At 43.7% G+C, this 18378-nt stretch carries 20 protein-coding genes; 11 read left to right on the top strand and 9 right to left on the bottom strand.

The window, feature by feature from the left end:
• Position 1: 1 nt before the first annotated feature.
• On the bottom strand, positions 2-1939 hold the full coding sequence (locus GTQ38_RS08550) for an alpha-1,4-glucan--maltose-1-phosphate maltosyltransferase (RefSeq protein ID WP_161435076.1): 1938 nt from the start codon (positions 1937-1939) through the stop codon (positions 2-4).
• A 200-nt stretch (positions 1940-2139) separates the two neighbouring features.
• Here GTQ38_RS08550 and GTQ38_RS08555 point away from each other — a divergent pair, with 200 nt between their 5' ends.
• The 5 genes from GTQ38_RS08555 to GTQ38_RS08575 all read left to right on the top strand — a co-directional run bounded on the left by GTQ38_RS08555 (position 2140) and on the right by GTQ38_RS08575 (position 6706).
• Positions 2140-2706 carry a collagen-like protein gene (locus GTQ38_RS08555; RefSeq protein WP_161435077.1) on the top strand — a complete coding sequence of 189 codons (567 nt, stop codon included), beginning with the start codon at positions 2140-2142 and terminating at the stop codon, positions 2704-2706.
• A 136-nt stretch (positions 2707-2842) separates the two neighbouring features.
• Positions 2843-3370, top strand: a complete 528-nt coding sequence (msrB, locus tag GTQ38_RS08560) for a peptide-methionine (R)-S-oxide reductase MsrB (RefSeq protein ID WP_161435078.1) — start codon at positions 2843-2845, stop codon at positions 3368-3370.
• A 343-nt stretch (positions 3371-3713) separates the two neighbouring features.
• Complete coding sequence (locus GTQ38_RS08565; RefSeq protein WP_161435079.1) at positions 3714-4244, top strand: DUF1572 family protein; 531 nt, start codon at positions 3714-3716, stop codon at positions 4242-4244.
• A 643-nt stretch (positions 4245-4887) separates the two neighbouring features.
• Positions 4888-6279, top strand: a complete 1392-nt coding sequence (gene lpdA, locus GTQ38_RS08570) for a dihydrolipoyl dehydrogenase (protein ID WP_161435080.1) — start codon at positions 4888-4890, stop codon at positions 6277-6279.
• 139 nt (positions 6280-6418) lie between these two features.
• Complete coding sequence (locus GTQ38_RS08575) at positions 6419-6706, top strand: DUF3817 domain-containing protein (RefSeq protein WP_161435081.1); 288 nt, start codon at positions 6419-6421, stop codon at positions 6704-6706.
• On the opposite strand, the gene aroQ is transcribed toward GTQ38_RS08575, so the two are convergent.
• From aroQ to GTQ38_RS08600, 5 genes are all read right to left on the bottom strand, one after another.
• Positions 6692-7114, bottom strand: coding sequence for a type II 3-dehydroquinate dehydratase (gene aroQ, locus GTQ38_RS08580; protein WP_161435082.1), 423 nt, complete (start codon positions 7112-7114; stop codon positions 6692-6694). The two genes, GTQ38_RS08575 and aroQ, sit on opposite strands and share 15 nt — an antisense overlap.
• Positions 7115-7213: 99 nt before the next feature.
• The gene (locus tag GTQ38_RS08585; RefSeq protein ID WP_161435083.1) at positions 7214-7726 is read right to left on the bottom strand and encodes a hypothetical protein; all 513 of its coding nucleotides are present in this window, start codon (positions 7724-7726) and stop codon (positions 7214-7216) included.
• Between the two features lie 182 nt (positions 7727-7908).
• A complete protein-coding gene (locus GTQ38_RS08590) occupies positions 7909-8364 on the bottom strand; it encodes a hypothetical protein (protein ID WP_161435084.1) in 456 nt (151 codons plus the stop codon).
• A 96-nt stretch (positions 8365-8460) separates the two neighbouring features.
• Positions 8461-9054 (bottom strand): porin family protein, encoded by a 594-nt coding sequence (locus tag GTQ38_RS08595; protein WP_161435085.1) that lies wholly within the window; start codon positions 9052-9054, stop codon positions 8461-8463.
• A gap of 141 nt (positions 9055-9195) precedes the next feature.
• Positions 9196-9738, bottom strand: a complete 543-nt coding sequence (locus GTQ38_RS08600) for an outer membrane beta-barrel protein (protein ID WP_161435086.1) — start codon at positions 9736-9738, stop codon at positions 9196-9198.
• Between the two features lie 179 nt (positions 9739-9917).
• Between GTQ38_RS08600 and xerD the strand changes: the two genes are divergently transcribed.
• Positions 9918-10814, top strand: a complete 897-nt coding sequence (xerD, locus tag GTQ38_RS08605; RefSeq protein ID WP_161435087.1) for a site-specific tyrosine recombinase XerD — start codon at positions 9918-9920, stop codon at positions 10812-10814.
• Positions 10815-10839: 25 nt separating this feature from the next.
• Here the strand turns inward: xerD and GTQ38_RS08610 are convergent, their stop codons facing one another.
• Positions 10840-11346 carry a hypothetical protein gene (locus tag GTQ38_RS08610; protein ID WP_161435088.1) on the bottom strand — a complete coding sequence of 169 codons (507 nt, stop codon included), beginning with the start codon at positions 11344-11346 and terminating at the stop codon, positions 10840-10842.
• Positions 11347-11573: 227 nt separating this feature from the next.
• Here GTQ38_RS08610 and GTQ38_RS08615 point away from each other — a divergent pair, with 227 nt between their 5' ends.
• The 4 genes from GTQ38_RS08615 to GTQ38_RS08630 all read left to right on the top strand — a co-directional run bounded on the left by GTQ38_RS08615 (position 11574) and on the right by GTQ38_RS08630 (position 16060).
• A complete protein-coding gene (locus tag GTQ38_RS08615; protein ID WP_161435089.1) occupies positions 11574-13274 on the top strand; it encodes a glycoside hydrolase family 13 protein in 1701 nt (566 codons plus the stop codon).
• Positions 13275-13332: 58 nt separating this feature from the next.
• On the top strand, positions 13333-14760 hold the full coding sequence (locus tag GTQ38_RS08620; RefSeq protein WP_161435090.1) for an amidohydrolase: 1428 nt from the start codon (positions 13333-13335) through the stop codon (positions 14758-14760).
• Positions 14761-14915: 155 nt separating this feature from the next.
• Positions 14916-15410, top strand: coding sequence for an RNA polymerase sigma factor (locus GTQ38_RS08625; protein WP_161435091.1), 495 nt, complete (start codon positions 14916-14918; stop codon positions 15408-15410).
• A 5-nt stretch (positions 15411-15415) separates the two neighbouring features.
• Positions 15416-16060, top strand: a complete 645-nt coding sequence (locus tag GTQ38_RS08630; RefSeq protein WP_161435092.1) for a hypothetical protein — start codon at positions 15416-15418, stop codon at positions 16058-16060.
• Here the strand turns inward: GTQ38_RS08630 and GTQ38_RS08635 are convergent.
• Both GTQ38_RS08635 and GTQ38_RS08640 read right to left on the bottom strand, forming a co-directional pair.
• On the bottom strand, positions 16057-16860 hold the full coding sequence (locus GTQ38_RS08635; RefSeq protein ID WP_161435093.1) for a lysophospholipid acyltransferase family protein: 804 nt from the start codon (positions 16858-16860) through the stop codon (positions 16057-16059). The two genes, GTQ38_RS08630 and GTQ38_RS08635, sit on opposite strands and share 4 nt — an antisense overlap.
• Before the next feature lie 25 nt (positions 16861-16885).
• Entirely contained in the window at positions 16886-17527 is a 642-nt protein-coding gene (locus GTQ38_RS08640; protein ID WP_161435094.1) for an NUDIX hydrolase, read from the bottom strand.
• Between GTQ38_RS08640 and GTQ38_RS08645 the strand changes: the two genes are divergently transcribed.
• Positions 17526-18239 (top strand): peptidylprolyl isomerase, encoded by a 714-nt coding sequence (locus GTQ38_RS08645; RefSeq protein WP_161435095.1) that lies wholly within the window; start codon positions 17526-17528, stop codon positions 18237-18239. The two genes, GTQ38_RS08640 and GTQ38_RS08645, sit on opposite strands and share 2 nt — an antisense overlap.
• The last annotated feature ends 139 nt before the right edge of the window (positions 18240-18378 follow it).

Here is an 18378-nt window from a genome sequence, read left to right on the forward strand (position 1 = left end):
GCTATTTCTTAAGGTGCAACAGATGAAAGGGTAAAGCGGGGTGCAATTCTACATAGTTCCATTCCTTGTCCCAAATGTAACTATTATCCGTCAGAACATCGTGAACCTGTACCGCATGCCCGTGATGAATTCCCAGGGAATCCAAAGGTAATTGCACCTCACCTCTTTGAGTGTAATAGGAATCCAGACTGATCACGATGAGCATTTCATCCGTTTTGCTGTCATTCCACTTGTAAAACGCGATCAGGTTGTCGTTTTCAACCCCACAAAAACGAATGTTATTTGTTTGTTGCAACGCTTCGTGGGCCTTGCGAATACCGTTGATCTTACTGATCACATGGGTTAGCTTATTTTCAATGGACCAATCCCAGTGCCTTACTTCGTATTTTTCGCAGTCCAGGTATTCTTCTTTGCCCGGCAGGGCTTCAGTCACCATATATTCAAAGACCGGCCCGTAAATTCCGATATTTCCGCTAAGTGTAGCGGCCAGTGCATATCGTATTAGGTGCATAGCTTCATTAGCTCCCTGCAGATGATATGGGTTGATATCAGGTGTGTTTGGCCAGAAATTAGGACGGTAATACTCTTTCATTTCGCTTTGTGTGAGTTCTACCAGATATTCGATCAGTTCGTACTTCTGAACCCGCCATGTAAAATAAGTATAAGACTGAGAAAAACCCTGTTTTGCGAGTTGTTGCATCACTTTTGGGCGCGAAAATGCCTCAGCCAGGAAGAGTACATCCGGATGATCCTTCTTTACCTGCGCAATAAGCCAATGCCAGAAATAATAGGGTTTGGTGTGCGGGTTATCTACCCGGAAAATGCTAATGCCCATATTCACCCAGTGGAGGGTAACACTTAATAATTCTTCCCATAGAGCCTTATAATCAGTGGTTTCAAAATAAAAGTTAACAATATCCTGATATTTTTTAGGTGGATTTTCAGCATACTGAATAGTACCATCCGGCCTTTTGCGAAACCATTCCGGGTGTTCAGTTACATATGGGTGGTCCGGTGCCGCCTGGAAAGCCAGGTCCATGGCAACCTCAATATCGTGCTTATTGGCCACCTTGATAAGTGCCTTGAAGTCTTTTTCGGTCCCCAATTCAGGATGAATGGCCTTATGCCCGCCGTGTTTGGATCCTATACCCCAGGGTACTCCGGAATCTCCCTCCTTGGCCTCCACAGTATTGTTTTTACCCTTACGGTTCACCTCCCCAATAGGGTGTATGGGAGGAAAGTAAAGGGTATCGAATCCCATGGCTGCGATGCGCGGGATCAGTCGCTCGCAATCTTTAAAGGTCCCGTGTTTACCCGGTTCCTCGGCCGAGGATCGCGGGAAGAATTCATACCAGGTGCTGAAACTGGCTTTTTTCCGGTCTACATAGACCTCCAGTGTTTTGCTTTTATTGGCCAGGATCCGCTGTGGATAATTTAAAAACAGCTGATGAAGCTGTTCTGAGGTAGCCGCCTGTATAGCTTCGTCATAATGAGCCTCATTATTGAATTGCTCCACCAGGGTCTTTAGATAGGCTTTCTCCGGGTCGGGAACCTTTTTGAGCAGGAATTTCAGGTATTGAACACCATCCAGCAACTCGCTTATCACCCGTTGATTGTCTTTAAGTTTGGCCTCTATCCCGTGTTGCCAGTTAAGTGCATAATCAACCCAGGCCCGGATCTGATACTGGTAAAACCCCTGTTTGTTACAGACAAAAGAAGCGGAAAAATAGTCGTTTCCCAGATGCTGCATCCGCTCTTCCCGGTATTTGCGCTCCTTTTCATGTTTGTAAAGTACCTCTGCCTGTATGAGATCGTGTCCGTCTGGTAAGACATCGGCAGTTACCACGACGGTTTCCCCTACAACTCTTTTAACAAAAAAAGCACCGCATTCAATTTGCGGTGTGATATTCTCTATGATAACGCGTTCTTGTCTTAACATAGCAGTGGTTCCTTTGGTTTTCCTTAAAAGTAGCAAATTCTTTGTAAAACCAAAGTAGGATTTCTAGTCAATTCTAAAGCCTTGTTTTGCTGGTATTTAGCGCTTTTTAATTTTTTTGGAACGCTTTTTGTAAAGTGTACTTCAAAATTTGTTTACAGGCCTTCTTCAGGAGGTACTGCTAAGCGTGTAAAATCTGAATTATGAAAAATACAGCACTCTTTTTAGGCGCGTTTATAGCGCTTTTTATGATTTCTTGTGAAGGACCGGCAGGACCTCCCGGGCCTCCTGGTTTTGATGGTCTTGACGGACTTGACGGACAAGATGGGGTCAATATTCTCGGAACGATACTGGAAATTGAAGGTGATTTTAATGTGGGGAATGATTACGCTTTGTTCTATGAATTTCCCCAGACTGTCGAAGTATTTGAATCGGATGTGGTACTGGTATACCTCTTGTGGGACCAAACGGAAGACTCCAATGGAGAGGCTGTAGATATATGGAGACTGCTTCCTCAAACGAGGATTCTGGACCAGGGACTACTACAATACAATTATGATCATACGTTCCTGGACGTAAATATCTTCCTGGAATCGGATTTTGATCTCGCTACCCTGTTGCCGGGAGACACGGACAACCAGGTATTTAGGATTGCAGTGTTACCTGCTGCTTTTGCACAAAGCGCAAAAATGGATACTTCCAATATTTCCTCAGTAATGAGCGCCATGACGATCGAGGAAAAAGACATCAGGAGAGTACAGCTGGATTAAATAAATTTTGTCTTAAAAATACTTCCCCTGCTGTTTTATGGTGGAGGATTTTTTTGTGATACCTTAGTGATATGTTATCCGTAAATTTGTATCGAAAGAATAAGAGACAGTTTATATTAAATACGATTAGATTGCTATGATACGAAACATTTTAATGGCCATCTGCATTGCATTTGCAGGATGTAAGGGAGTTTCACAGAAAAAGGAAATGGCCGAAGACAGTAGTAAAGAACCCCAGGAGACTTTTGCGGTGACCAAAACGGAGGCTGAGTGGCGGAAAGAACTGACCGATATGGAGTTCTATATCCTTAGAAAGGCCGGTACCGAAAACCCTGGGTCCAGTGAATTGCTGAATAACAAGGAAAAAGGGACTTACGTCTGTGCTGGCTGTGCAACTCCGCTGTTTAGGAGTGAACATAAATTCGACTCCGGAACCGGATGGCCAAGTTTTGACCGAACCATAGAAGGTAACGTGGCTTATGATGTGGATTATAAGATAGGATATGCCCGTACGGAGGAGCACTGTGCAGTATGCGGGGGGCATCTGGGGCATGTTTTTGACGATGGGCCAAGGGCTACAACGGGCAAAAGACATTGCATAAACGGAGCTGCGCTTGATTTCATCCCGGACGACGCTAGTAAGCCGGTTGGCAGTAGGAAGTGAACAGTAAACAGTGGGCGGTGGGCAGTGTGCAATATGATATGTCAGGTCGAGCGTCCGCCCGCGCCGGTACGGACGGGCAGTCGAGACCTGATGGGAAAGTAAACAGTAATCAGTGAACAGTTTCCTTTATTCAACAATGTAAGCGTTTGAACTTACACTTACACTTACACTTGTACTTTGTTTATCCTGCTTTTTAAATTCAGTGAATGTTACTAACTTGAAACTGGGGTGGGTTTTGGAACCCCAATTTCAGTAATCAGTGAACAGTAAACAGTTCCCTTTACTGAACACTGAAAGCTTTTGAGCTTATCCTTACGCTTGAACTTAAACTTGAACTTACCACATGAATTACACTTCTGACTTCCTAAGCAGCTTGCTTTCTGAATTTAAGCGATATAAGGCGCTCGGTGATAAAACCTTTGCACAACTCAGTGAGGAGGACATTCGTTTGCGTCAGGGGGAGGAAGACAACAGCATAGCGGTAATTGTCAAACATATTTCCGGGAATATGCTTAGTAGATGGACCAATTTTCTCACTGAAGATGGTGAAAAAACCTGGCGGAATAGGGAAACGGAGTTTGAGGATAGCTTTCAATCCAAGTCAGATATGATCAGTGCCTGGGAACGCGGTTGGGATTGCCTTTTTGAAGCGCTTAAAAGTGTAAACAATGAAAATTTTGACACTAAAGTATATATACGAGGAGAGGCCCACAGTATCCCACAGGCCTTTCACCGGCAGTTGGGTCATTACGCTTATCACATCGGACAAATCGTATTTTTGGGTAAGATGATCAAAGGCAGTGAATGGGTTTCCTTATCGATCCCCAAAGGTGGCTCGGAGGCATTTAATAAGCGGATGTTCGGTAAAAAGTAGTTGACCTTTGATAGTTGATAGTTGATAGTTGGCAGTTGCCAGCCCATTTCACAATTCCTCGATTTTACAGTTTTACCTTTTCACAGACCCCCTAAACGGCCATTGTTTCATTTTCAAATCTTCAAATTTTCAGACCTTCAAATTGTTACATTGCTACACTATTTCATTATAAAATTGAGTTATCCTCTTTCTGCTTTATTAATGCAGTGCCAATTGCTAACTTGAGTCTGGGGCGGGGTTAGGAACCCCATTTTCAGTAAGCAGTAAACAGTTATCAGTGAACAGTAATTAGTGAATAGTAGATTGATTAAATATCTAAATGTCTGGTCATCCAACTATCCAACCATCTAACCATCATTGCCGTCCAACTATCTAATCGTCTAGTCATCCAACCATCTAACAGTCTAACTATCCAATTTTCCAACCATCCAACAGTTTACTTCCACATCCCGGCATTTTCAAATCTTCAAATCTTCAAATTCACGAATAGCCTTCCTTAAACATCCATCACTTATGAGGGTATACCTGCAGTTCAAATTCGCGCCATTGCCATCATATTGCTAAATCTCATTTTCGCCCTCGTCTTTTCCTTTTGGTTTCGTACCTTTGGCAATTCAATTTTCAGACTTAAAATAAAACATTCATGAGCACTTTTGATGTAATCGTTTTGGGTAGTGGCCCCGGCGGATATGTAGCAGCCATTCGGGCTTCACAACTGGGATTTAAAACTGCAATTGTCGAAAAAGAAAGCCTCGGAGGCGTCTGTCTGAACTGGGGTTGTATCCCCACCAAGGCACTGATAAAGTCCGCACAGGTATTCAACTACCTGCAACATGCCGAAGACTACGGCTTGAATGCAAAGGAGGTTGACAAAGATTTCGGCGCGGTGGTCAAAAGAAGCCGGAATGTGGCTGACAGTATGAGCAAGGGTGTTCAATTCCTCATGAAGAAAAACAAGATTGAGGTACTTAGTGGTTTTGGAAAACTTCAGCCTGGCAAAAAGATCGCAGTAACTGATGAAGCCGGCAAGGAAACCACATATAACGCTGAACATATTATCATTGCGACCGGCGCAAGAAGCCGGGAGTTGCCCAGCCTTCCTCAGGATGGGGAAAAGATCATTGGTTACAGAAAGGCGATGTCCTTAGACAAACAGCCTAATAAAATGATCGTTGTAGGAAGCGGAGCCATAGGAATGGAGTTTGCCTATTTCTACAACGCTCTGGGAACAGAAGTAACTGTTGTGGAATTCCTCCCGAATGTGGTACCTGTTGAGGACGAGGAAGTATCCAAGCAATTGGAACGCAGTTTTAAAAAATCAGGTGTGAAAATTATGACTTCTTCCGAAGTTACTTCAGTAGATACCTCTGGAGACGGAGTAAAAGCTACGGTAAAGACCGCAAAAGGCGATAAGGAGCTGGAAGCAGACCTGGTGTTGTCCGCAGTAGGAATCAAGAGTAATATTGAAAACATTGGTCTGGAAGAAGTTGGCATCGCCACAGACCGGGACAAGATCATGGTAAACGATTTTTATCAAACGAATATTCCCGGTTACTACGCCATAGGTGATGTTACTCCAGGCCCGGCCCTCGCGCACGTAGCCAGTGCCGAAGGCATTATATGTGTGGAGAAAATCGCCGGTATGCATGTAGAGTCCCTGGATTACGGCAATATTCCTGGCTGTACTTATTGTATCCCTGAGGTGGCATCAGTAGGTTTAACCGAGCAAAAAGCAAAAGAGGAAGGCTACGATATCAAGGTGGGTAAATTTCCTTTTTCAGCCAATGGTAAAGCAAAAGCTGCCGGTACTCCGGATGGTTTCGTCAAGGTTATTTTTGACGCGAAGTACGGGGAGTGGTTAGGTTGCCATATGATCGGGGTAGGAGTAACGGATATGATCGCTGAAGCAGTGGTTGCACGTAAGTTAGAGACAACCGGGCATGAAGTGCTGAAAGCAGTTCACCCACATCCTACTATGAGTGAAGCGGTTATGGAAGCCGTTGCCGATGCATATGATGAGGTGATTCATTTGTAAGTTTAAGTTTAAGTACAAGTTTAAGTTAAAGAGGCTGGGAGTTAATAAGTTTGGAAAGGTGTGATTAGTAAAATATTCTAACCGATCGGCTGCTAAACCCCTAAACTTAATAAACCCATACACTTTCTAATAGATTACAATGCTAAAAGCTTTTCGCATAACAGCCATATTGGAGGGAATCTCCTACCTCATGCTTTTTGGATTCAGCATGCCGCTTAAACATTGGGCGAAGATACCCGAGCCCAACATCTACGTTGGCTACGCCCATGGTTTCTTGTTTATCGCTTTTGTAGTATTGGCGGTTGTGCTTACAATGGAGCGCAAGTGGGGATTGAGGCGATTTATGATCCTCTTTATCGCCAGCCTTTTGCCCTTTGGAACCTTCTATGCGGATAAGAAATACCTGAAACCCTTAACGACTTCCTAGAAAGCTCTGTATGGCCAGATCATAGCTTTGTAGTCCGAAGCCCAGGATCACGCCTTTGGCCCCGGAGGAGATATAGGAGACGTGCCTGAAATCCTCTCTTTTATGCGTATTGGAGATATGAACTTCCACAACCGGTGTTTCTATAGCTTTGACAGCATCGCCCAAACCAATAGATGTGTGGGTATAAGAAGCGGCATTGAGCACGATACCATCATAACTAAAACCTACCTCCTGAAGTTTGTCTATGAGTTCTCCTTCTATATTGGATTGGAAGTAGTCCAGCGAAATGGTATCAAAACGGGTCTGTAATTCCTCAAAATAGTCCTCAAATGTCTTGTCGCCGTATACTTCCGGTTCGCGTTTTCCCAGTAGATTTAGGTTTGGTCCGTTGATGATGATAAGCTTCATGGTCGTAAATGTAGTAAAATGTGATCCATGAAAAAAGCTGGCCCGGCTATGGTTTAGGAAGCAATCTGATCAAATGGTAGGTAAAAGCCCAGGCTAATCCTAGAAACCTTCTTTGAATACGGGTAGGGTATATCGAATACCGAAGGTAACTGTGGCCCAGGAACTTTCATCCAGTTCTATACCGGTATAGGACAGATTTACCTCCGTCCTGGGACCCATCATATAACCCAATTGAGGACGGTAATACAAGCCCCCGTCATTGCCATCGTTAATGCCTATGGCCTGACCTACTTCGCCTCCAAAAGAGAAGGAATTGGAAGGCCAGATGCGGAAGGATCCCGCCAATGGCAGAAACTGAACGTCCGAAGCACCAGCGGCTAGATTTTCCTGGAAAGTCTCTTCCAGACCGTGAATATACCCAATACTAAGGCCAAGGTCTATGGTTTCGCCCAGGGCATAGGCATAGCCCACGTTGGCTCCCAGTACAACACTGACCCTGTTATTAAAATCTCCAAAGGGTATACCTCCCTGTACGCCAAACTTAACACCCTCTTGTGCATATGTAGTTATGGCAGTAAGGAGAACTATGGCGGTTAGTATCAGATTTCTCATTGGTATCTATTTCTGGTTTGGTTAAAACAAATCTAGAATCTTCGCGAAAATTCGCGATATTTTTGTTGTAAAACCCCCGAAAAAGGTTGCAGATGAGCGATTTATGAACTTCTTGTGCTTTGAAAATAAAAAAAGCGGAAGGTTATCTTCCGCTTTTAGCACTCCTGAAAAGGAATTATTTTTTAATCGAAGGCATATCTGAATCCCAGAGCAAAGCGTGCTGCTTCAGTACCGTTTTCTTCAAAACTTATGTAAGGGCGCCAATCAAAAGAAAAGGCAAGGGGTACATCAGGAATCTTAAAATCCAGACCTATTATGGGTCGGATCCCGACATCCGAATTACCGTCCCCCAAAAGAATGGTCGGACCGGCACCTGCATACCATTGGAGGTTTTCTGCACCGGAGAATCCTCCATGATATTCATAGAGAATACTGATCCCGGTTACACCATCTCCAAATAACACTTCCGCCTGTCCCGCATGTTCAGCGGAGAAGAAGTATTTTCCTGAAGGTCCTACAAGTGTTTCCCCGTCTCCGAAATCCAGCCCAAGGCCGATTGCTCCGGTGTAAACCTGGGCGTTAGATTGCAAGATCCCGAATAAGGCAAAAGCGATTACAAAAGTCCACAGTTTTTTCATGTTTGTTGTTTTAAATGATTATTAAGTGTTTTCGAAACTCAGTCTAAAACAAATACGTAATATTTGGGAACAAAGATGGTGAATCGTTAAAAATTCTCAGAACATATAGGCCGCACCGATCTGGAAAGTGGAATTTTTTATATCCAAAGAACCTCCCAGCGGACCATCATAAATATCGGTTAAAGGTACAGCATAGCGCGCATGGACGCGAATTTTATCCGTAATATCATATCCGGCACCAAATCCGAGGTCTATGGCCGTGGATTTGAGCAGATCATCAAGGTCTGCATTGGCCCCGGTTATATCATCAAGAGTTTCCAAAACATCCTTGATATCTCCCAGATTCGAAGAAAATGTAAGCTGCGGACCGGCCATAACGTGAAATTTGTCCGCCACGTAGTACTTAGCCATCAGGGGAAGGTAAATAAAAGACAGGTCGCCGGCGCTTCCGTACGTCAATTCCGGCTGCACATGGAATTTCTCCGTGGCCTCAATGTCCAAAATCAAACCAATATAAAAACCAGTCTGATTGACTGCATCAATATCAAAAATGCTAATGCCTATGGCTGATACGCTGATATCCGCGTTGGTATGCATAAGCCCGCCGGTAACTCCAATATCTACTCCCTGGGCTTTTGCACTGTTAAAGGCAAGAAGAGTAAGCCCCAGAATGATAAGTACTTTTTTCATAATCGTATAGTGTTTGGTTCGTGTATGCTCAAATATAGAAAACTTTGATTAGAACAGTCTAAATATTGATTATTCCTATATAAAGCAAAAGCGGGAGCCATTTAGACCCCCGCGAAACAAAATCTATTCGTGTGGTAAATGTTAAAGATGAATGGCAAATCCGATCCTGAATTCGAATATACCCTGATCCGTAAAATCCTCATTCATGCTGAGGTTATAACGCAATCCCGGTTCCAGGCTTAGGTTGTCAGCCAGGAATATGGCATAAGCACCCTGAATCCCTAGCCAAAGTGGGTTTTCATCAAGATCTTTGATGGAACCACCAGTAACATCGAGCTGGATAGGCACCGTGCCAACAATATAATACTTGAGACCAACTTTGTAAGTGAAAGCGGAAGTATCAAAAAAATCATTATCAAATTCCTGGCTGGAATAACCCAGTCCAAGTTTTAGCGCCAGATTGTCCGCCATAAAATATCCTCCTTCAACACCTATGGCCCAAATGGTAGTCCCATCTGAGGAGTAAAAGCCAAAGCCCGTATTGGAAGCGTGAGCCCCTGTTCCAGCACCAAATCCGGTGTTTGCCTCAATGAGCCAGCTGTCTTTTGCCGTGCTTGTTGAGTCCTGTGCTTTCACACTAAGACCTAAAATTCCCAATACTCCTAATACAATCAGTTTTTTCATTTTTTTGTTGTTTTTGATTAAGGCCTCAAACCTAAGCGTTACTTGGGACATGCCGTCAAAATAGTTGTGAAAATGAGTATTTTTGTTGTAAGAACATTCCTATTCGATGTAGCTCCGTTTACGGTGGCTGTTTCACCCTTAAAAACCAAGTCTGACAACTTTTGTATTACATTTGAAACATGAACTGGTACCAGGCATTAGAAGACTATAGAAATTACCTGAGCATAGAACGTGGCTTGTCTGAGAACTCCATTCAAAACTATAAGCGGGATGTAGTAAAGCTAAAAGTTTTTAGTTCAGATTCCGGTTTAGAGAAGGATCCGCTAAAGATTGATCAGGAAACGGTGCAGTTATTTATTCATCATCTGGCGAAAACAGTAAATCCGAGATCGCAGGCACGCACAATTTCCGGCCTTAAAAGCTTTTTCAACTACCTGGTCTTTGAGAACTACAGGGAAGACAACCCCATGGATCTTGTCGAATCGCCCAAAATTGGCCGAAAACTACCGGATACCTTATCCACAGATGAAATAGATGCGTTAATTCAGGCAATAGACCTCTCTAAACCGGAGGGGGAGCGGAACAGGGCCATGTTGGAAACCCTATATGGCTGCGGCCTGAGGGTTTCAGAACTTACCGGACTCAAAATATCCGACCTTTTTTTTGAGGAAGACTTCATCAATGTAACAGGAAAAGGAGACAAACAGCGATTTGTACCCATTGCGCCAATTACCAAAAAATACATTGAGATCTATCGTACCGAAGTAAGAATTCATCAAAAGATCCAAAAGGGAAATGAAGACATTTTGTTTCTTAACCGGAGAGGAGCTCGCCTTAGTCGTGCCATGGTTTTCGCCATAATTAAACAACTGGCTCTCAAAACCGGCCAGAAAAAGAATATCAGCCCGCATACCTTTAGACATTCCTTTGCCACCCATTTACTTCAAAAAGGCGCGGACCTTCGGGCAATACAACAGATGCTTGGCCATGAAAGCATCACCACTACAGAAGTCTATGTACATGTAGACCGGCAGCATCTGGCGGAAATTGTCAATCAGTATCACCCCAGAAAGTAAGCGGCATCAAAATAAAATTGGATCGTTAGAATTTAAAGCGGGATCGGACGGTAAAGAAATCGGAATCTCCCATAGTACCATAGGGCCCGACCCTTGATCCGTTCAGATTCTGGTTAAAGCCGGCTTCTAAAAAGAGCTGCTCATTTACTTCATACCCCATACCAAGATCCAGCCCTAACCTAACACCATCGCCCCCTAGCTCCCTATTCATATCATATTCTATCTCAGGCCCGGCAAAAACGTACCATTTTTTAGACAGATTTACCTTGGTTAAGAGGGCCGTTCTCAACCTGTTTCTGGTTCCGAACTTGTTGTAGAAAGCGTCTAATTGTACTCTTAAATTATCAGAGAGCTCATATTGGATCTGGTAGTACTCCCTTCTTTCCCCATTGACCCCTAAGGGATACTTCAGGCCACTAAAACTGTACGCTCCAATGGAATTAATGTCCTGGGGCGGGGTTTCCGTTGGTTGCTGTGCCAGACCTGTGAAACTAAACAAGAAGCAAGCAACAAGGACATGGATTAATCGCATGATAACCAAGCTTAGTGAGTTTCTTAAAGATATTGAATTTAGACTGATCGCACTTTCTTCAGGGTTCGGATTAGCATGAATTTAACAGCGAACAGATATGGTTAATTAGCCATGCTGATTCTTCAATTCTTAAAGTTTCCATACTCAAACGTTATAGTTGATTTATTCCTTTTTCAGGCCGTAGTTTCTTTAGGGAAAGCGATATATTTAAGTCTTTTATGAGCTAAATGACAACAGATTTAAAGCGGCAATGGTGGAAAGAGGCAGTGGTCTATCAGGTCTACCCAAGGAGTTTTCAGGATTCAGACGCAGACGGAATTGGAGATCTTAATGGTATTACGCAGAGGCTGGACTACATTCAAAGCCTCGGAATAGATGTGATCTGGTTGAACCCGGTCTATCCTTCTCCAAACGACGATAATGGATATGACATAAGCGATTACCGGAATATCCTGTCCGACTTCGGTACTATGGACGATTTTGACCGTCTGCTGGCGGGGGTAAAGCAAAGAGGTATGAAGCTTATTATGGATCTGGTGGCTAATCACAGTAGTGATGAACACTTTTGGTTCCAGGAATCCAGGAAATCCAGGGACAATCCGTATCGCGATTATTATCACTGGTGGCCAGCAGAAAATGGTGTACCACCAAAAAGGTGGAGTTATTTTGATTTGGAAAGCAATGCCTGGAAGTACGATGAACAGACGGATGCCTATTACCTGCACTGTTTTTCGGTAAAACAACCCGACCTGAAATGGGAAAATAAGAAGGTAAGGCAGGAGATCTATGATATCATCCGATATTGGTTTGAAAAGGGCGTTGACGGTTTTCGGATGGATGTGATCTCCTTCATTTCAAAGGATATTACCTACCCCGAACTTCCGGAAGAATACCATGGAGATTTTGTTCCTTTTTATGCAAACGGACCCAGGTTGCATGAATTCCTGAAAGAGATGAATGAGGAAGTCTTACAGCACTACGAAGTAATGACGGTAGGTGAAGCGCCCGGAGTTAGCAAGGAGCAGGCACTGAATTTTGTTGATGAAGACCGAAAAGAACTGAACATGTTTTTCCATTTCGATCTCATGTCCTTAGACCGGGATGAAGAAGAATTCTTTAAACGGCGTAAAAACTCCTGGAAACTGAAAGAGTTTAAAACGCTTTTTTCCGAATGGGATGCGGTTTTTGCTAAAAAAGGTTGGGGAAGCCTGTTCCTGGATAATCACGATTTTCCAAGGGCGGTAAGCAGGTGGGGGAACGACTCTCCGGAGCATTGGTACGCTTCTGCAACCATGCTGCAGACCTTTATACTGACCATGAGAGGGACTCCCTACTTCTATTACGGTGAAGAGATCGGTATGACCAATGTTAAGTTCGACAATATTGAAGACTATCGCGATATCAATACTATTAATCGTTTCCAGACTATGGAACAAAGTCCTGAAAATATCCGCAGTTTTATAGAGAACGAAAAACATACGGCAAGGGACAACGCGCGTACACCAATGCAATGGGATGAGACGGAACATGCCGGATTTACCAATGGTGAGCCCTGGATTGCGGTCAACAAGAACTATAAATATGGTCTTAATGTAGCAGCCCAGGAATTACACAAAGAATCCGTATTGCACTATTTTAGAAAAATGGTTGCCATAAGAAAATCCAATTTAGGCCTGATCTATGGCCTTTACGATCTGATATGGGAAGACCATGAACATGTTTACGCCTACACCCGAAAACTGGAAGAGGAGGCCTACCTTGTGATCCTGAGTTTTTCAGCAGAACCGCAGAGGGTTTTGCTTTCTGAAGAAATTTCCTCCTCGGGTAAACTCCTCATCTCCAATGATCATTCAGCGCTGTCCAGGATAGAAAATAATATGGAATTGCAGTTGAAACCTTACCAGGCAGTCGTCTATAAACTGGATTGATCAGTATTACCATAGCTTGCGGTTTTTGGTTAATTTTAGGCAGGAATAAACCAACATTATGAGAACCACTAATATCGCATTGCTCCTCCTGATAGTTTTTTGCAACTTTCTGTCGGCTCAAAAAAATGAGGAGGCCTTACTTAAAGACCTCGATTCTAAGTCGGAATCTTATTCAGCAGTAGCCCAGGAGATCTGGGATCTGGCAGAAATGGGATATCTGGAAGAGAAAAGTGCCGCCTTACTTCAAAAAACCCTTGCCGATGAAGGGTTCAGTATAGCACAAGGAGTAGCCGGAATACCCACGGCATTTATTGCTGAATACGGCAGTGGATCGCCGGTAATAGCAATTTTGGGGGAGTACGACGCGCTTCCCGGTCTTTCGCAGGCTGCGGTACCGGAGAAAAAATCGGCTGGAAAAGCCGCGGGACATGCCTGTGGACATCACTTGTTTGGTACGGCCTCAGCTGCCGCTGCAATTGCGGTAAAAGACTGGATGAAGGCCAATAATTCGACCGGAACCATCAGATTCTACGGTTGCCCGGCTGAAGAAGGGGGATCCGGAAAGGTCTATATGGTTCGAGAAGGATTATTTAAGGATGTGGATGTTGCCTTACATTGGCATCCAGGAGCTCAGAATGCGGCAAATGCGGGGGCCGCACTTGCAAATAAATCCGCGAAATTCAGGTTTTACGGTGTTTCCGCCCACGCGGCAGGATCTCCGGAAAAGGGACGCTCCGCGCTTGATGGGGTAGAAGCCATGAATGCTATGGTTAATATGTTGAGGGAGCACATTCCGGAACGCGCACGTATTCACTATGTGATCACTGACGGTGGAAAAGCACCTAATGTTGTTCCGGATTTTGCCGAGGTCTATTACTATTCCAGGCATAACCGCAGAGATGTTGTGATCGATATTTTTGATAGGATCGTCAAAGCCGCTGAAGGCGCAGCTTTGGGTACAGGAACCACTATGGACTATGAAATGATAGGGGGTACCCATGAACTTTTGCCTAACCTGACTTTGCAAAAGGTGATGTACGATAAACTGGTGCAGGTAGGCGGGATTGATTACAGCCCGGAGGAAACGGTATTTGCGAACAAGATCGCCAGGAGCCTTGGATATGCCAGCGCCAGTGCTGAGATTGCCCGGGATGTGCAACCTTATCAGACGGAGGCCAAGGCCTATGGATCTACGGATGTTGGGGATGTTAGCTTTGCTGTTCCTACCGTAGGTATGAGAGCGGCCACATGGGTTCCCGGGACTCCTGCCCATAGTTGGCAAGCTGTTGCAGCTGGGGGTATGAGCATTGGTAATAAAGGGATGATGGTCGCGGCGAAAACCCTAAGCCTGACTGCTGTAGAATTACTGAAAGACGGATCCCTTATTGAAAAAGCCAAGGCAGAATTTCAAGAAAGAAGAGGTGCGGATTTTGAATATATCCCCTTATTAGGAGACAGGCCACCGGCCCTGGATTATCGAAAATAGCCCATTCAGTTTGGCTTTGGGGGCTAATGTCGGGAATCCTGATTTCTACCCAAAACCTTAAGCTTTAAAAGTAAAATCTAAACTTTAAACCCTTATTCCTGTAACAAATCCGGGAAAAATCATACTAACTTCATATCAACCCACTAACCTGAAACGTGAACAAGGAACTTGAACACAAATTTGTGACCGAGTTGCAGAACAACCAAAATGTTGTTCATAAGATCTGCAGTTTATATACGAATAACAGAGAGGCTCACAATGATCTATTTCAGGAAATTACCATTCAACTTTGGAAGGCCTACCCCAAATTCAGGGGAGAATCAAAATTCAGTACATGGATGTACCGGGTTTCTCTGAACACGGCTATCACACTCTACAGAAAATCAAAAAAGAGAATAAAAACCCAGGATTACGACTCTGTAATTTTCAAAATAAAGGCCGACGAATATGATGAAACCCAGGAACAGCAATTAAAACTTATGTACAATGCCGTAAAACAATTGGGAGATATTGATAAGGCACTTGTTTTCCTGTACCTGGAGGATAAGGATTACAGTGAAATTGCAGAGACCTTGGGGATCACGGAAGTGAATGCAAGAGTGAAAATGAATCGGGTTAAAAATAAATTGAGAACCATACTCAATCCGTAAAGATTATGATGGACGAATTAGAATTGTTAAAACAGGACTGGCAGAAGAAGGAAGGACATCTGCCTAAACTTTCCTACGATGATATTTACAATATGATCTGGAAAAAGTCTTCTTCCATTGTCAAATGGATCTTTTACATCAGTATTATAGAATTTGTTTTCTGGGCGCTTATCAATCTCATCCCCTATAATTCTGAATCGGCGGAGCTGGAGAAAACCTGGAATACCTACGGTATCAGCACCGTGCTTACTGTTGTGAATTATGTGGTTTTGATCTATTTCATTTATAAGTTCTATCGCAACTACAAACGTATCTCCTATACTGAATCGTCCAAGAAACTAATGAAGGCGATTTTGGATGTCAAACGAACAGTCACCCAATATGTATGGTTCAATATCGGGATCTTTGTGGCCTTCCTTATTATTACACTTTACGGCAGCCTGAAATACGGACCAAATAGCGAAAAGATCATGGAAGCCGCTTCCAAAGCCGGGAATGAGGTATTGTTCTGGCTAATGCTTACAGGAATATTTTTACTTGCCGTAGCAATGGTCCTGACCCTTATCTGGCTTTTCTACAAGCTTTTATATGGAATTCTGCTCAACAGGCTCAGGAGGAATTACAACGAGCTTAAAAAATTAGAGGTCTAAGTACGCCATCTGCGTTGTTTGTGTGCTTCTTCGTAGGCCAGTAGTTCCTCTTTTGGGATTACTTTGAGAAAAGAAGGATGTTGTTCTATGGCATATTCCAGTTTTTCTATGATCTGGTCAATGGATTCATTGTCGTAATCAATGTCCAGAGGTTCCTTGATCACCATAGATTGTAATATACCCTTTTTCTTTACCCTAAGGCCCTTTTTATCGAATGATCTCCTAAAACCATCGATAACCACGGGTACCACTACCGGTTTGTATCTTTTGATGATATGGGCGGTTCCCTTTCGCAATGGCTTCCAGGGAGTGGTAGTGCCCTGAGGAAAAGTGATCACCCAGCCATCCTCCAATGCAATACCGATATTGGTGATATCACTCATTTTTACCTGCCGGTTTACGTCCTTTCCTTCAGACCTCCAGGTACGTTCAATGCTTATGGAACCAGCGTAGGCCAGCACCTTGGTCAGCAGACTCTTCTTCATGGTCTCTGCCGCGGCTACGTAATACACATTGAGTTTGGGACGCCAGAGGTAGCCGATATTCTTAATGGAATCTTCGCGCCCGCTTAGGCTGGCGTTAAATACGTGGAACATGGCCACCACATCGGCAAAGTAAGTCTGATGATTGCTTACAAAGAGCACATTGGTATCCGGCAGATTGCGAATGACCTCCGAACCCTCAATCTCCAGGGTGTTAAAACCTTTGTACCTCGAATGTGTGATCATTCCCATAATACGGATCAACCACTTCTTAAGGAATAAAATGTGTCCAAAAGGATTTTCCTTGAATAACCCCATAGGTGACAAATCTACAAAATATGCCTTATAACACTTGCCTGAAAAGTTCTTTGATCTCACTTAGCATCATGGCTGTGGCCCCCCAAACCGTATATCCGTTAAATTCAAAGGCAGGTACGGCGATGTTTTTGGCATAGGATGTAGACAGGTTTTGGGTGATGAGTTTGTTATCGTCCATAAAATCATCCAAAGAAACCTCTACCAGGGCGGCCACTTCGGACTGTTCAGGTACAAATGGAACTTTTTTGTGGTAGATCCCTACAAAGGGTTGGACCTGAAAATTACTTGGCGGGATATACACTTCGGTAATAGGCCGAATAACTTGGACCATAGAGGGCGGCACACCGATTTCCTCATGCGTTTCTCTCAGGGCTGTTTCCAGAAGATCCCTATCCTCGCTCTCCTGCTTTCCACCAGGGAAGCCAATCTGATTGGAGTGGACCCCGGGATACGTATTTCTTAGGATAAGAATAAGGTGTGTCTTACTCAGGGCATCCGGATAAAATAGGGCCATTACCCCTGCCTTATAGGGCTCCCGACCGTTAAGCAGTCCTTTTTTCAACTCCTTAATACGGATCTCAGGTGCCATTTTGTAATGAGAAGCGGTACCTGGAAGTGGCAGATTTTTTATTTTTGGAACCTGTAGCGAAAAATCTTCAAAATCCATGACATTCAATATCCTTGATCGCCTTGCAATATTAGCACTAATTTTATTAGCGGCTTGTAAAGAAAAACCGATTGATAAAAAAACGGAGGTAGCCAGGACCCAGGATGAAGTTGAAGAAATCGCCAAAGACAGCGTGGTTGTAAAGGAAGAGGAAGACGTTTTTGTTCTAACTGAAGATAACGCCATTGATTTCTTTTTCGATTATCAAAAAGGCCTGAAGGAAAATAAGGTAAAGCTCACTACAAGTATGGGTAGCTTTACTTTGGAACTGTATTCCAACGTACCTTACCACAAGGCCAATTTCATTTACCTTGCCAAAAAGGGCTATTTTGACAATACGATGTTCCATCGGGTTGTCAAGGATTTTATTATCCAGGGAGGAAATGCAGACAATAAAGAAACTGCCCGCAAACGCCGGGAGATTGGACGTTATCTGTTACCTCCGGATACCCGCAAGGGCTATAAGCATCATCGGGGAACGATTTCTATGCCGAGTAGTGAAATAGATAATCCACACATGCTGGCTTCGCCTTATGAATTCTTTATTGTTGTAAAGAAACCCGGTTCTTATCATCTCGATGGCAATTATACCCCCTTCGGAAGAGTTATAGAGGGCATGGATGTAGTAGACGCGATCAATGCGGTACCCGTTGATGATGGCGACTGGCCTTCTCAAAATGTCTATATCCTCAAAGCTGAAGTCTTACGATAGTTGGGGATGTTCAGTATACAGTAAGCAGTAAGCAGTGAACAGTAAGCAGTAAACATTAATCATGCGCTAAAGCCTTGTAGGATGAATAATAAGTTTGCAGGTATTGGAATTGTCAGTTCGAGCGCAGTCGAGAACTAAC

It is taken from the genome of Poritiphilus flavus, from assembly GCF_009901585.1.
Taxonomy (GTDB): Bacteria; Bacteroidota; Bacteroidia; order Flavobacteriales; family Flavobacteriaceae; genus Poritiphilus; species Poritiphilus flavus.

Excerpts from the sequence above, each read along its gene's own strand:
- GTQ38_RS08550 (WP_161435076.1), bottom strand. The coding sequence starts at position 1,939 with ATGTTAAGACAAGAACGCGTTATCATAGAGAATATCACACCGCAAATT.
- GTQ38_RS08555 (WP_161435077.1), top strand. The coding sequence starts at position 2,140 with ATGAAAAATACAGCACTCTTTTTAGGCGCGTTTATAGCGCTTTTTATG.
- msrB (WP_161435078.1), top strand. The coding sequence starts at position 2,843 with ATGATACGAAACATTTTAATGGCCATCTGCATTGCATTTGCAGGATGT.
- GTQ38_RS08565 (WP_161435079.1), top strand. The coding sequence starts at position 3,714 with ATGAATTACACTTCTGACTTCCTAAGCAGCTTGCTTTCTGAATTTAAG.
- lpdA (WP_161435080.1), top strand. The coding sequence starts at position 4,888 with ATGAGCACTTTTGATGTAATCGTTTTGGGTAGTGGCCCCGGCGGATAT.
- GTQ38_RS08575 (WP_161435081.1), top strand. The coding sequence starts at position 6,419 with ATGCTAAAAGCTTTTCGCATAACAGCCATATTGGAGGGAATCTCCTAC.
- aroQ (WP_161435082.1), bottom strand. The coding sequence starts at position 7,114 with ATGAAGCTTATCATCATCAACGGACCAAACCTAAATCTACTGGGAAAA.
- GTQ38_RS08585 (WP_161435083.1), bottom strand. The coding sequence starts at position 7,726 with ATGAGAAATCTGATACTAACCGCCATAGTTCTCCTTACTGCCATAACT.
- GTQ38_RS08590 (WP_161435084.1), bottom strand. The coding sequence starts at position 8,364 with ATGAAAAAACTGTGGACTTTTGTAATCGCTTTTGCCTTATTCGGGATC.
- GTQ38_RS08595 (WP_161435085.1), bottom strand. The coding sequence starts at position 9,054 with ATGAAAAAAGTACTTATCATTCTGGGGCTTACTCTTCTTGCCTTTAAC.
- GTQ38_RS08600 (WP_161435086.1), bottom strand. The coding sequence starts at position 9,738 with ATGAAAAAACTGATTGTATTAGGAGTATTGGGAATTTTAGGTCTTAGT.
- xerD (WP_161435087.1), top strand. The coding sequence starts at position 9,918 with ATGAACTGGTACCAGGCATTAGAAGACTATAGAAATTACCTGAGCATA.
- GTQ38_RS08610 (WP_161435088.1), bottom strand. The coding sequence starts at position 11,346 with ATGCGATTAATCCATGTCCTTGTTGCTTGCTTCTTGTTTAGTTTCACA.
- GTQ38_RS08615 (WP_161435089.1), top strand. The coding sequence starts at position 11,574 with ATGACAACAGATTTAAAGCGGCAATGGTGGAAAGAGGCAGTGGTCTAT.
- GTQ38_RS08620 (WP_161435090.1), top strand. The coding sequence starts at position 13,333 with ATGAGAACCACTAATATCGCATTGCTCCTCCTGATAGTTTTTTGCAAC.
- GTQ38_RS08630 (WP_161435092.1), top strand. The coding sequence starts at position 15,416 with ATGATGGACGAATTAGAATTGTTAAAACAGGACTGGCAGAAGAAGGAA.
- GTQ38_RS08635 (WP_161435093.1), bottom strand. The coding sequence starts at position 16,860 with ATGGGGTTATTCAAGGAAAATCCTTTTGGACACATTTTATTCCTTAAG.
- GTQ38_RS08645 (WP_161435095.1), top strand. The coding sequence starts at position 17,526 with ATGACATTCAATATCCTTGATCGCCTTGCAATATTAGCACTAATTTTA.
- GTQ38_RS08640 (WP_161435094.1), bottom strand. The coding sequence starts at position 17,527 with ATGGATTTTGAAGATTTTTCGCTACAGGTTCCAAAAATAAAAAATCTG.